Raw genomic sequence first — 13624 nt, forward strand, 5'->3', positions numbered from 1 at the left:
CTACTGAATGCCGGCGATTTTTAAGAGCTTTCCTACGGTCTCAGTTGGCTGTGCACCTGTTGCTAACCACTTCTTAGCTGCTTCCTCGTCAAATTTGATGACACTTGGTTCCCTGGTTGGGTCATAAGTGCCGATTTCCGCGATGAATTTGCCATCCCTTGGGGATCTGGAATCAGCAACTACGATTCTATAGAAAGGAGCCTTCTTCTGTCCCATTCTTCTTAATCTCATCTTTACTGCCATGTGATTTCACCTCCTTGTGAATTGTTCTTATATTAGACATACAGGAGTATTCCTGTTTGACTAGCCTGGTCTGCGGATTGTGGTATCAGCATTCTGTGTCCTAAAAGGGCATCTTCATCTTGCCGCCCAGCAGTCCTCCCAGACCGCCGAATCCGCCTTTTCGCTTGCCGCCGCCCATAAGGCCCGGCATCTGCTTCATCATTTTCTTCATCTGGTCAAACTGTTTTACCAGACGGTTGACCTCGCTGACCTCCACACCGGCGCCTTTTGCAATGCGCTGTTTCCTGGAAGGGTTTATGAGGTTTGGATTGGCCCTCTCCTCCTTTGTCATGGAGAGGATGATGGACTCTACTCTGTGCATGGATTTTTCACCTTCATCCATATCCACACCGGACAGCTGGTTTCCCATACCCGGCATCATGGAAAGAATACTTCCCATACCGCCCATCTTTTTAATCTGCTGCATCTGGGTCAGAAAATCATTGTAATCAAATTCCGCCTTGCGCAGCTTCTGGCTCAGCTCCTTGGCCTGTTCCTCATCCACCTCGGCAGCCGCTTTCTCAATCAGGGACTGGATATCGCCCATTCCCAGGATTCTGGAAGCCATTCTGTCCGGGTAGAACTGTTCCAGATCAGACAGCTTCTCGCCCATACCAACATATAGAATCGGTTTACCTGTGACTGCGCGGATGGAAAGGGCCGCACCGCCTCTGGTATCGCCATCCAGCTTTGTGAGGATGACACCGTCAATACCTATCTTATCGTTAAATGTACCTGCCACATTCACTGCATCCTGGCCGGTCATGGCGTCCACCACCAATATGGTCTGGCAGACATCCAGATTGTCCTTTATCTCTACCAGCTCATCCATCATGGTCTCATCAATGTGGAGACGTCCCGCTGTATCCAGGATAACCACGTTAAGTCCGTTCTTGGATGCGTGTTCCAGTGCCGCCTTGGCAATGTCCACAGGCTTGTTTTTGTTGCCCATGGAGAACACCGGAATACCTACCCGGTCGCCGTTAATCTGCAGCTGCTCTATGGCAGCCGGCCGGTAGATGTCGCAGGCAGCTAACAGGGGCTTACGTCCCTTTGCCTTCATCTTTGCTGCAATCTTGGCCGTGGTCGTGGTCTTACCCGCGCCCTGGAGACCAGCCATCATGATAATGCTGATTTCGTTGGAGGGCTTTAAGGAAATCTCTGTTGTCTCGGAACCCATGAGCTTTACCAGCTCCTCGGTCACGATTTTGATGACAGTCTGTCCCGGTGTCAGGCTTCCGAATACATCCTCGCCCACCGCCCGTTCCTGAACGGACCCGATAAACTGTTTAACCACACGGAAGCTTACATCTGCTTCCAGAAGCGCCATCTTGACTTCCTTTAACGCGGCTTTTACATCGGCTTCTGAAAGACGGCCTTTACCGCGAAGGTTCTTGAATACATTTTGTAATTTATCGGATAAGCTTTCAAAAGCCATGAAATAATCCTCCTAAGACTGCACTGCATTCAATGAATCACACATCAAAGCGTGCTGGTGATTTCTGCGGACAACCGCCTAATCTGGTCAATGAGTGCCATATCCCTGGTGCGTATGCATTCATCAGAGAGACGCTCCAGCTCGCCGGCTATCTCCTTGACTTTAATGAACTTGGCTACCAGATGAAGCTTGGCCTCATAATCCTTTAGTATCTTGTCGCATCTTTTTATCAAATCGTGGACACCCTGACGGCTGATTCCCTGCTCTCCCGCTATCTCGCTGGGGGAAAGGTCACCGAACACCACGTCCTCGTATATCCTGCGCTGATGTTCTGTCAGCAGTTCTCCATAAAAATCATATAACAAACCCTGTTCCACAATCTTTTCCATTTCAACCACCTGTGCTATCATACACGATAGAAAAAGGATTGTCAAGCATTTTCACTTGACAATCCCCAAAATTATTGATAGTAAACATTTTTGTTTACAGATATCAGCAGTATGGCAGCGATAAAGCATCCTATAATAAGAATTCGGTATATTCCGGAAAAACGGGCGCCAACCTGGCTGTCAATGAGGCAGAACAGGATACTGCCAAACATCAGGATGGTGGGAAGCAGCACAAAAAACATGTATTTTCCCTTGGAAACACTGCGGGGAGGCGGTGTGCACCGCACCAGCTTCACAAGAGGAATCCTGCCAAGGCGGAAACAGGGACCGAAGGTAAAGGAAGCCTGATAGGCGATTCCTTCCAGCCGGACCAGGGCATAGGTGAATTCCAGCCGGATCGTCTCATAGTCCAGATTCCTTCTGGCCGCGTAAAGAGCTGTCTCCCGCGCAAAGTCCTCCGGCGTCAGGATTTCCCCCTCAGGTTCAAAATAGATGTACTGGGAGTGGAGTTCCTTCTGAAACATCTTCCAGTCTTTCCTGATATCCTCCAGCCAGGTGGTATTGCCATCTTCACGGCTGAATTCCTCCAGACAGCTTTCCACGATGGAAGGTTTCAGCGTCTGCTGTTCTTCCAGTCTGGAACATATCTGTTCAAGCTTCTTTAACTGTGACATTTCCCCGTCAATCCGGTCCAGACGCATGCGCATCAGATCGCTTACGCTCAGCCGCCCCTCAAAATATCCGCGGATATCCCGGATTGGAATACCCAGCTGCCGCAGAAAACGGATTTCCAGCAGACGCTGTATATCTTCCTCGCTGTAATCCCTGTACCGGTTTCCTTCTGTGCGCCGGGGCGCTAAAAGTTCCTCGCTTTCATAATAACGTATATTTTTCCGGTCCAGGCCGGTACGGGCCTCGGCTTCTTTCATTTTCATAAACTCATCTCCTTTCTGTTTCTGATTTGATTATAAGGTATCCACCAACTGTACAGTCAAGGGAAATGAGTGAATTTTATTTGTTTTATATTGGCACTCCCTGAATCCCGGAAGGAATTAACACAATCAAAAAGGGAAAACAATTCAGTTTTCCCTTTCAAAAACAATGGCATAATTGCTGTTGCTTGTCAATACCCTTTTTTCGCTGGATGGGCTTATAATCTGGACCAGCCGCCATCCCTGGGCAGATTCCTTCCTGATAATATCTTTACACTTCTCAATTGTTTCAGCATTACCACTTTTCAAATCCCCGTCAAATGGAACTTCCACAAAATTATATTCATATTTTCCCATATCCGCAACTCTTTCTCTTTTGATATTTGCACTTATTATAGCGCCGGATATCATAAAGATACTATGGGAATTTATAAAGGGCATATAAAGATTATATATAGATTCAGGAATAGTTCCTATTATCGGTCACAGAGGGGTTTGTAATTCTCTTCCTTCATAATGCTTGTATAGGCAGGGCGGATAATCTTATCCATATTAATCAATTCCTCAATACGATGCGCGCTCCATCCCACGATTCTGGCGATTGCAAAGATGGGCGTGAACATTTCTTCCGGAATATCCAGCATGCTGTATACAAATCCGCTGTAGAAGTCCACATTGGCGCTGACGCCCTTGTAGATTCTGCGTTCCTCGGTGATAACCTTGGGGCCCAGCTCCTCAATCATGGAATAGAGGGCAAATTCCTCCATACGGCCCTTTTCCTCTGAAAGCTGGCGCACAAAGCGTTTGAAAATCTCGGCACGCGGATCTGACTTGGAATACACTGCATGGCCCATTCCATAGATAAGGCCTTTGCGGTCAAATGCCTCTTTGTGAAGCAGTTTCTTCAGATAGGATTCCACCTCATCCCTGTCAGTGACATCCTTTACCTCACTCCTTAAATCCTGCATCATTTCCACTACCTTGATGTTGGCTCCGCCGTGCTTGGGTCCCTTTAAGGAGGCCAGGGCTGCGGAGATGACAGAATATGTATCTGTGCCAGAGGAGGTAACCACATGGGTGGTAAAGGTAGAGTTGTTGCCGCCGCCATGCTCCATATGCAGGATTAACGCCAAATCCAGCACATGGGCTTCCACCTGCGAGTACTTCATGTCGGGCCTCAGAAGGCGGAGCAGATTCTCTGCGGTAGAGAGATTTTCGTCCGGGCGGTGTATGTACATGCTACCGTCCCTCTCATAATGGTTATAGGCATGGTAGCCGTACACAGCCAGCATGGGCATTACGCTGATGAGCATCATGCACTGTCTGAGTACATTGGGAACCGTAATATCCCAGGCCTTCTCGTCATAGGAAGCCAGGGTGAGAATACTCTTGCTCAGGGATATCATCATATCTTTTGTCGGTGCTTTCATTACTACGTCACGGACAAAATTTGTGGGAAGTGTACGGCTGAATGCCAGGCTTTCTTTAAATTTTGTAAGCTGATCTGCATTAGGAAGTTCTCCGAACAGAAGCAGGTATGCAATTTCTTCAAAACCATATCGGTTTTCTCTCACTACACCGCCAATCAAATCATAGATATTATAACCTCTGTAAAATAGTTTTCCTTCGCAGGGGACCTTTACTCCATCCACTACTTTGTTGGCTTCGATTTTGGACACCTTCGTCAGACCCGCTACCACGCCGTTTCCGTTTTTATCACGGAGCCCCCGCTTCACGTCGTACTTTTCATACAGTTCCAAATCAATCCTCTCATCGCTCAGACAAATATCTGACCACTGGCTCAAGTTGTCCATAAATTCCTTTGTTTCAATCATGCAAAACCTCTCCTTTCGACTGTTTGATTTTCTCTTATAAAATTCCTCCTGTAAAAGTGGTATTTTTACTATTTTATTCCATTTTAAGATTTTTTGCAAACTTTTTTTACTTTTTTGTATAAATAAAAGTTCAAAACAGGAAGGATTCCTGCTCTATCACCTGTTTTTCAGCGCAGATTTTGTCTATGAGGGGCTGAAGGAGCGGTTCGGCTGTCCGCTGGAGTTTTTCCAGTTTACTGGTTTCTATAGGTTCACCGTAGGCCATATACTGATCATACGTTTGTGTATCCATAAGGTATGGATACAGTTTCGGGAAAATGCGTTTCTTAATATATTGAAATATCTTAACTCCACCATAATCCAAGTCGCCTGTGTGGAGATAGGCCGTCCCACAGGAAGTATGAATGCCGGACAAAACCCGTTCCAGCTGAATCAGAAACGCACGCTCATCCGGAGAAAAGTATCCGTGTGAATATATGATTAGAGTCCCTTCCTCATAGGGCATGCTTTCATAATTCGCTTTATTTTCCACTGTAATCACCTTTGAAATGGACTGCTCTGGTGGGATAGATGCGCTTCTGAGCGTCTGATTATTAAAGACAAATCCACTGGGAAACAGGGAAAGATTTATCTTGTTTCCTGCCAGTTCAATAATCAGGTTTCCTTTCACGGCTAACTCTTGGGCATAGCCGTTAATCATCAGCTGATCCAGTACCTGCCGGTCATCCATGTCATCATTTACCGTGTCCAGATAAGCCCTCGCAGCAGATAAGACTTTGGATTGCAGATGTTTTTCAAATGCCTTGGATTTACCCAGATATTTTTTACTGAAAATCCTTTTGTAGACTGGTTCCTGTAGACAATCTATGGCCTTGAAACAAGTAAACAGCAGTTCCCGTTTTGGGGTATCCAGTGCTTTGGGAACATCTCCTTTATCCAGACTTTGGAGAAAGGATTGGTAATAGCTGCGTATCCACTGGCTTTGTATCAAAGCAAGCTGTTGGTCCACCTCTTCTTTCAGTTTATTGATACGCTTGAACTTCGGTATTTTTCCCAGTCGTTGGTATATAGTCTCCATCTGTTCCAGGCTGTACCACGCCTTCTCCGCTTCGATACCGTACTGATACCATTTGACCTTCACCAGCCCTTCCATTTCCAGTTCCATAAGCTGGTTCATAAAGTCCCGTTTTCCTGTCTCTTTAAAATCCTGTTCCCTGAATATGACAGAGCGTTTTCCGCTCATACCTTTCTTCCAGTCCACAGTACTCTTCTCGTATTTTTGGATAATACATTCCAGCGGTGCATTCATAAACAGCTTCCCCTCCCTTTTTATAATGACGGTTATTATAACGTATCCGCAAATTCATCCCCATCTTCTATATCCTGCATCAGCTCAACAAAGCGCTCCCGTTCAAATTCCTGGATGGATATGGACTTTTTGTTGGGGTTTGCAAAGACAAAGGTCTTGTCCACGTTTTCCACGTAGTTCTGGATTTTGTCATTGGTGGCGCTGATGATGGCCTGGAACCCAAGGCCGCGGATGAGTTCAATACAGCTGGCCACCTTCTCCCCATCCATCTTGGAAAATGCTTCGTCCAGCACCACCAGACGTATGGTTGGATTGCGCTCCACCTTGGAGGGCAGATTGATGCGGTAGGCCTGGGCAAAGCTGGCCAGAAGAGCCACATACAGCGGGTTCTGGCCTTCTCCGCCTGAATTCTTCTTAATCATTTTGCTCAGCCGTATTTTGATTACCTCGTCTTCATTCTGTATAAGCTGCTGCATGTCAAAGGACAGGTAGGTGCGGTAATCTGAATACTTATCCATATTCCGCCTGGCCTCGTCCATCTGCTCCGGGGTGGCGTTTTCCGGGGGAATGAAAATACTGATGAGTTCATTCATCAAATCCCCATACTGTTTTTCATGCTCTATGGTAAACAGGTCCATCTGGTTTTCATAGGAATAATTGAGGTCGGCCGGATTGATGTCCAGTGAATCATCCATAAACATATCGTAGAAACGCCCGTCAGGTCCTTTGTTGCGGCCGATAACAAACTGGTATTTGTCCTTTCCGAAATCCAGGCGGCTGATGATGCGGTTCAGCTCATCCTTGCGTATCAGGGCCTCCCGGATTGCGCTGCGGATTTTATACATAAAGTCATCCCGGAAATGTTCTACCGCGGATTTGGCCTGCTGCGTGGCTTTCTGCTTGTATTCTTCCAGATTATCGCATTTCAGGTCGCTTAAAAGGCGGTCATAGGCAGCGTTATCTCTGGCGTTTACCGTGAAATTGCGGTTGGGGTAAGTCCTGATATAGCTGGTCCTGACGGCCAGAAGCTCCTGAAAAGCTGCTTCCCTGGCCTCAGACAGTTTGCTGCACCTGGCAATGAAGGTTTCTTTTTCCCTGTCATAGCGCACCGTATCCCTGGAGGGCAGATAGGCTGACAGTTCGTTGTCATAGTCAGGATTCTGCTTTAACTCCCGTTCCTTTGACGTGAGAAGGGACTGGCTGTCAATGGACTTATTCCGGCACCCTTCTATCTCACGCTCTTTGTCACGGATCAGCACATTCAGGCTGTCCCTCTCCCTCTTTTTGCCGTCGCAGAGCGTGATAACCGCCTGGCGGTCCCGTTCTAACTGGTCTACATTTTGCTCCTTTAAAAGCTCCAGCTTCTGTATCAGTTTTTTCTTTTCACGCTCCTTGGCTTTGTAGCTGTTTATGTCATTCAGCCAGTCCATGTATTCCGTGGGTTCGGCTGAGAGCCAGGGGAGGGCCAGGATTCTAAGGGACTCCCTGGCCGTTTCCTCCAAAGGCTTTTTCTTTTCCTCCAGGCTCGCCAGTTCCTGCTCCAGAAGACGGATACGCCTCCTGACGCTGTCCTTGCCGATATAGGCAAATTTAGTGTAGTTATCCGGGTTGATGTGCTGCAGGCGGAAGGTGTGGTAGAGCATGCAGCCGCTGGTGATGCCGATACGGCATTCCCTTAATTCATCTATGGTATTGCACTTGATGACCTTTCCAAGCAGCAGGTCTATATAAGGTTTTAAGTAGGACTCCCTCACAGTCACTTCCTCTGAGAGGGCGCCTTTTTGTACCTGGGGCTGGTTCTGGGATGCCTTTTCCGTATCCAGCACAGCCACATTGAAGTATTCCTTTTTATCCAGTTCCCCGTAGATTTCCAGGGCGGCTCTGGCGTATTTAGGAGATACCACCAGATTTAATTTATTGTTTCCCAGATAGCCCTCCACCGCGTTGCGCCACTCATCTCTCTTTACGTCCAGCAGATCAGCCAGCACATGCACATCCACGCTCTTACCAGTTTTCTCCAGAAGGCGGCGCTGGATGTAGCTCCTGGCATTTTCCAGGTATTTGGGATAGGCTTTGCTGCCGGAACGAAGTTTTTCCAGTTCATCTCTTGTCTGCTTTTCCTGCTTTTTGAGCTCTCTGACAGCGGCAGCAGCTTCCTGATGCTGTTTTTCCGTATCTGTACGCATGGATACCATGTTTTTTTTCAGTCGTTCCAATGTCTCCAGGTCAATGGTGCGGTTTTCAAATTCCTCCATATCCCAAAGGGTCTGGTTGGAGGTGATGTCCTCTTCCTCCCAGCGCTTTAAGGCGGTTGCGGTCTGCTGCCACCTGGATTCGCTTTTTCCCAGCTGTTCCAACAGTTCATTCAGGCTCTTAAGCTGGCTTTTCAGCTCCTCATACCCTGTGGAGGCAATACGGCGCAGCAGCTCGTCGCTCTGCCGGGTCAGCTCGCCAATCTGTTCGTCCACTGAACTTCTGGCCTGAACCTGCTTTTTCAGGTCCTCTCCTGCCAGCTTTGCCCTGTCAGCCAGGGTACGGACCTCTGACTGAAGCTGCAGAATCTCCAGTTTCTGCACAAAGTAGGAACATTTTTCGATCTGCTGTTCCTTGTCAGCATAGGTTAGGAATCTGTCCTCAATCTGTTTTAAGGATTGGATTTCCGCACATGTGTCCTCTATTTTCTTTCTCATGCGGCCGTACTGCATAACACTTTCCTGCATGTCCTCGATATGGATGTCCTGCTCCATGCAGATATATTCTTTTACAAAATCCTCCAGTTTGATGTTCATTCTGAATGGGATGGCCCGCTTGAAGAGAAGGGGGAATTTTTCAGAGTCCAGGCCCCCCAGGTAGGAATCGTAGAGTATGCGGCGGAATCGCTCGTTGTGGGAGGTCAGGAAATAATCCTCCCGGCTGTAATTCGCCTGAAGATAGTCTTCTATTTCCACGATGGACATGGTCCGTTTCCCGCCCCTGTAGCCATTGTCCCACATGGGTCCTTTGTGCCAGAAGAAACGGCGGGATATCTCATTGGTGGCTGTCTCCACATCAAAGACAATTCCCACGCACTGGCACTGGCCCGTATCGCTTCGTTTCAGTTCCAACACAATGGTAGAGGAAAAATTCTGGTTGCGCAGATAGGAAAACTCGTTGTTTTCACCGATATTTACCATACCTCTTAAGTATTCAATCAGGCTGCGGTCAGAGTCATCGGCAGCCGCCTTGTTGAAGAAGCCCCTGCCGTCCGTATTGGCATAGAGCACAATCTGCATGGCGTCTATAACCGTGGACTTGCCGCTGCCCGAATGTCCGGTAAAAAAATTAATTTCATCATTAAAGGACAGGGTCCTTTTGGTTATATAGTGCCAGTTATTCAAACATATCCTGGAAAGGGCGAGAAAACGATCGTTTGCTATTTTCTGTTCCATGGTTCTCCTTCCTCTGATGCCATTTCATCCTCTGTCATTTCATCCTCTGTCATTTCATCCTGCGTCATCTCATCCTCCGCCATTCCGTCCTCCGTCATTCCGTCCGTGGCGTCCGGTTCTTCCTCCTCCAAATCAGCTTTCAACTGGACTCCGCTTTCATCCGAATCATCCTCAAAGGAGGAAAGAAGGCAGCGCACATCGTCTCCCATGAGCACTACGTTGATGCAGGGATATATAATCATGCGGCTTTCGCTTTTTAAGTCCTCCAGCAGATCCAAAGGTTCTATAACCTGGTATTTTTTCAGGAGGGTCACTGCCCGGCGGATTTCCGTGGGAGCGGGCTGCTTCTTGAACAGCCTGTAATTGCCCAGCTTTTCGTGGATTTCCCGCAGAGATGTATAGACATTGACACTGGTGGAAACGCTTTCCATCTGTTCATCGTATATCAGCTTCAGCACCAGCAGATACAGGGTGGCCAGGCGGGGCAGCTTGTCTCCCACCACAGTTTCACCCTGGATGTACATGACGCCCATCTGGCTGTTTTCGCGCAGCTCCACTCCGCTGATGGCAAAATAATTCTTCATAAATTCCAGGTGTTTGCTGCATACCCGGTAATCTCTGTTGTACTGGAATCTTCCGGTGCGCTTGTCATATTTGTGTTCCAGTATAAAGGTCTGGCGCCACAGGAGACGGATGATTTCCGTCACTTCCATCTGCTCCGACTGCATCAGATTGTCGTAGTAAGGAACGCCGTTTCCGGTGTATCCGGCCGCCGGCGCGATGTCTGTCATGCTGTTTTCCAATTCCATGTTTTCCACTATCTTGCCCTCCTGACAAATACCAGCCGCGGATAGGTATAGCCTTTGCAGTGCACCATTTCCGAATCTTCCTCTTCCACCTTATAAGGACTCTTTCTCCTGGTGGAATAGTCATAGGCCAGTATCAGTTTTTCAAAGTCCTGGTCCGAATGTATGGTTTGTTCGTCCACCACCATTTTTCCCTCTGTCATGCTGCCTTCTATAAAGGCTTCAATCTCCTTCTGGCTGTAACGGTTCCTGACCTTGTTCAGGTTCAGAACTTCCTCCATGGACAGTTCCTCGGATTCTTCCTCATCCTTTAACTGTTCTGTAAAGTCTGCCTTGGTCTTACGCCGTTTGTACAGGGATTTTTCTGACAATATGGTCATCTGGGACAGGTTCATCCTGGCGCTTACAGATGCCAGCTCCTCTTCCGGGCAGCCGTATTCCGAAAGATGGTTTAAAAGCCTGATTACAAGCCCCTTCATGTTGTCCTCCTGGTTTAACAGGTAGTTGAGGCGTGTGACGGTTGCCTTGACATAACGGGAGTGCTCCTTGTCCATGTTGGAGATGCGGTGTTCTATATCATCGAACCCGCGCTCCAGCTGGTCCAGCTTCTCCACAATATCGTATTCTGTCAGGGGGGCCTTTTTCTGGCCTCTGGCTGAAGCCGCGCTTTTTGCGCACATTTTATTTATCCAGGAACTGTCCTCCCGCATGGCGGCTATCCAGGATTTAATATCTGTCTTGTAGAGATAAAAATTGTCCGAGGTCTTTAATATATGATATTTTTTATTGACGATTTCCGTCACGTATCCTTCCAGGTGCTCCTTTAACAGGGTCCCGTAATTTTTTTGTTCCAGCAGGCTGCCAAAGAACTTATCCATATTGTGCAGCATGTCCTGAAGGGACTTGTTCAGTTTTTTCGTATTTATGAGAGCCGTATTTAGCAGGCTGACGCTGGAGCGGGGGTCGTTTTTCAGAGAAAATAGAATGGCATAGACATTCTGGATATAAACCTGGGTCTCATCCTCATCATCGCCTAATAAACGTGAAAATGCCTCAATCATCACCGCGGCGTAATCCGGAATGACGATGTTGACCGTCATGCTGGCGTAATCATCCACCTTGCGGAGCCAGCCGGTCCTCAGGAGCCAGTTAAGAACCCTGGTGGCAGGCGGTTCCAGTTCATCCCAGTCATCCTCGGTCTCGTCCTGCCATATGACATATTTTTTCTGGGAGAAATATTCACTTAAAAGCTGGATGCAGACTTCCCTGCTGAGAAAGTAATTGCTGTACTCATACTCCTCGTTGATTTTAAGAAGTGCCTCTATGTAAGTAGACCGGTTGACAGAGCGGAACAGGCTCCAGAACCGGTCTGGTATTTCATTCATCAGTATCATTTACAAACCTCCGTATTTCCCTATCATTATAACAGGAAACACCGGAAGTGACAATCAGAAATCATTGGCCCCGCCATCTCCTGACTCCCGGAGCCAGGCTTTCAGATATCCGAGAAGGACAGGCTGGATGTCAGGATAAGTCCAGTTGGCGGGCGGTTCCCTAAACAGTGCGGTGCGGGCTATCTCATACCCCTCCGGTATGGGGCCCAGCTCTGTAATGTCGCCGTAATAGAGCATTCCGTAGCTTATCCCAGGCGTATCAGGGTCTCCAGCGGTCTCACGGACCGAATATGCGCTTAACGGCGTCAGGGTGAAGCCCACTGCACCGGTCTCTTCGTATAATTCCCTGCGGGCCGTGTGTTCTATCTTTTCCCCTGCTTCCCTGCGGCCTCCGGGACACTCGTAGGTATCCCGATCCCTGTGCTGGCAGAACAGCCATTTCCCCTGGTATCTGGACAGGATGACTGCAAACTTCAGCAGGGAATCATCCACTGTGTTGTGAAATTCGACGCTTATCATGTGGTATCCTCCTTATCAGGAATGTACGGCGTGTGTGATTGGGATTGTTATAATGCTTAAACAGCCAGTCTCCCGGCAAAGGTTTTCATTCGTTATCATGGTCCAGTCCAAGGTAAAGAAGCAGTCCTATGGAAAAAAACAGGATATGGGGGATAACGGAAAAGGACATGCGCCAAATCCACAGGGGGGCTCCCGGGAATAACGGAAGGGGGACAAACAGCCACAGCATACAGAGCATGTAGAGTGCAGCTGTCAGCCCTCCCACTACAAGGAGTTTTTTTCTCATGCCGGATTCAGCTATCCGTACAGTGCCTGCCACATTCAGCACATGCATCAGGCTGACAGCAAATCCCACACTTATAAGAGGCATGACGGATGTCTGCAGCAGGATATAAGGCATGGAATTGTATGTCCTGGTTTTTAGCACATCCAGATGCCGTCCTAACGCTGTCAGAATGAGGTATGAGGCCAGGGTCAGGATGCCCCAGAACACGGCCTTTTTCAGGTGACGCTTTCTGACGGCAGACCTGGTCTCCTCATCTGCACCGGCTGGCATCTGACCGTATATGACTACAAGAATATCGGTTCCGAAGGCACTTGCCAGGGTTTCCAGCATATCCAGATCCGGCTGGCTCCTGCCTGTTTCCCAATTGGATACGGCCTGCCGGGTGACGTGAATCTTTTGGGCCAGCTGTTCCTGGGACATCCCCTGTTCCTTTCTCAATTTTACAATATTCTTTCCTACTGTATTTTTCATAGCGGTACCTCCGGGAACCATTTTATAATAGTCTTTGTTCTGAATTCATATTATCTGCTCTTGGTTCCGGTGTCACGCAATAATCTGTTGCACCCTTATAATATAAGGCTTTTTCCATGCCCGGTTGAATACTATTTTAAATGCTCCTCGTATGACAGCATCCGTTCCTCGTAGCCGTCCAGTTTCCAGTCCAGCCTTGCCAGGACTTGGTTCAGCTCATTGATTCGGGCCGCAATCTGTTCCCGCTGTTCCAGAAGGAGATTCTTTCTGGCCTGGATGGTGGAAGCTCCCTGATGGAACAATGTCACATATTCCAGCAATGTCTCCACGGAAACCCCTGCGCTGCGCATGCACTTGATATACTCCACCCAATGGCAGTCATCCTCGGAATAATTGCGGATGCCGCCGGACGTACGGCCCACATGGGGAAGAAGGCCGATCCGTTCATAGTAGCGCAGTGTATCGGCCGATATGTCATATTGTCTGCTGACTTCTGCAATAGTCAAACCTTCATCAACTCCTTTACCCTGTAATC

13 protein-coding genes are annotated in these 13624 nt (G+C 48.1%); all 13 read right to left on the minus strand.

The annotated features are described in order from the left end of the window. On the minus strand, positions 1–243 hold the full coding sequence (rpsP, locus tag CGC65_RS15350) for a 30S ribosomal protein S16 (RefSeq protein WP_002567741.1): 243 nt from the start codon (positions 241–243) through the stop codon (positions 1–3). A 100-nt stretch (positions 244–343) separates the two neighbouring features. Beyond that, entirely contained in the window at positions 344–1720 is a 1377-nt protein-coding gene (gene ffh, locus CGC65_RS15355; RefSeq protein WP_002567742.1) for a signal recognition particle protein, read from the minus strand. A gap of 44 nt (positions 1721–1764) precedes the next feature. Continuing rightward, positions 1765–2109 (minus strand): YlxM family DNA-binding protein, encoded by a 345-nt coding sequence (gene ylxM / locus CGC65_RS15360; protein WP_002567743.1) that lies wholly within the window; start codon positions 2107–2109, stop codon positions 1765–1767. Positions 2110–2180: 71 nt separating this feature from the next. Further along, positions 2181–3044 carry a MerR family transcriptional regulator gene (locus tag CGC65_RS15365; RefSeq protein ID WP_002567744.1) on the minus strand — a complete coding sequence of 288 codons (864 nt, stop codon included), beginning with the start codon at positions 3042–3044 and terminating at the stop codon, positions 2181–2183. Positions 3045–3188: 144 nt separating this feature from the next. Further along, positions 3189–3398 carry a DUF4177 domain-containing protein gene (locus tag CGC65_RS15370; RefSeq protein WP_002567745.1) on the minus strand — a complete coding sequence of 70 codons (210 nt, stop codon included), beginning with the start codon at positions 3396–3398 and terminating at the stop codon, positions 3189–3191. 119 nt (positions 3399–3517) lie between these two features. Continuing rightward, positions 3518–4876: a citrate/2-methylcitrate synthase gene (locus CGC65_RS15375; protein WP_002567746.1), complete on the minus strand. Its 1359-nt coding sequence runs from the start codon at positions 4874–4876 to the stop codon at positions 3518–3520. Positions 4877–5006: 130 nt separating this feature from the next. Further along, positions 5007–6185, minus strand: a complete 1179-nt coding sequence (locus CGC65_RS15380) for a Wadjet anti-phage system protein JetD domain-containing protein (RefSeq protein WP_002567747.1) — start codon at positions 6183–6185, stop codon at positions 5007–5009. Between the two features lie 35 nt (positions 6186–6220). Continuing rightward, positions 6221–9613: an ATP-binding protein gene (locus CGC65_RS15385; protein WP_002567748.1), complete on the minus strand. Its 3393-nt coding sequence runs from the start codon at positions 9611–9613 to the stop codon at positions 6221–6223. Then, a complete protein-coding gene (locus CGC65_RS15390) occupies positions 9598–10431 on the minus strand; it encodes a DUF4194 domain-containing protein (RefSeq protein ID WP_002567749.1) in 834 nt (277 codons plus the stop codon). Before CGC65_RS15390 ends, CGC65_RS15385 begins: the two co-directional genes overlap by 16 nt. After that, positions 10431–11813, minus strand: coding sequence for a Wadjet anti-phage system protein JetA family protein (locus CGC65_RS15395; protein WP_002567750.1), 1383 nt, complete (start codon positions 11811–11813; stop codon positions 10431–10433). The genes CGC65_RS15390 and CGC65_RS15395 overlap by 1 nt, the downstream gene beginning before the upstream one ends. Positions 11814–11867: 54 nt before the next feature. Then, positions 11868–12332: an NUDIX hydrolase gene (locus CGC65_RS15400; protein WP_002567751.1), complete on the minus strand. Its 465-nt coding sequence runs from the start codon at positions 12330–12332 to the stop codon at positions 11868–11870. Positions 12333–12417: 85 nt separating this feature from the next. Beyond that, complete coding sequence (locus CGC65_RS15405; protein ID WP_002567752.1) at positions 12418–13089, minus strand: helix-turn-helix transcriptional regulator; 672 nt, start codon at positions 13087–13089, stop codon at positions 12418–12420. A gap of 131 nt (positions 13090–13220) precedes the next feature. Further along, entirely contained in the window at positions 13221–13595 is a 375-nt protein-coding gene (locus tag CGC65_RS15410) for a MerR family transcriptional regulator (protein ID WP_002567753.1), read from the minus strand. Between the last annotated feature and the right edge of the window lie 29 nt (positions 13596–13624).

This window comes from Enterocloster bolteae (assembly GCF_002234575.2).
Classification (GTDB): Bacteria; Bacillota; Clostridia; order Lachnospirales; family Lachnospiraceae; genus Enterocloster; species Enterocloster bolteae.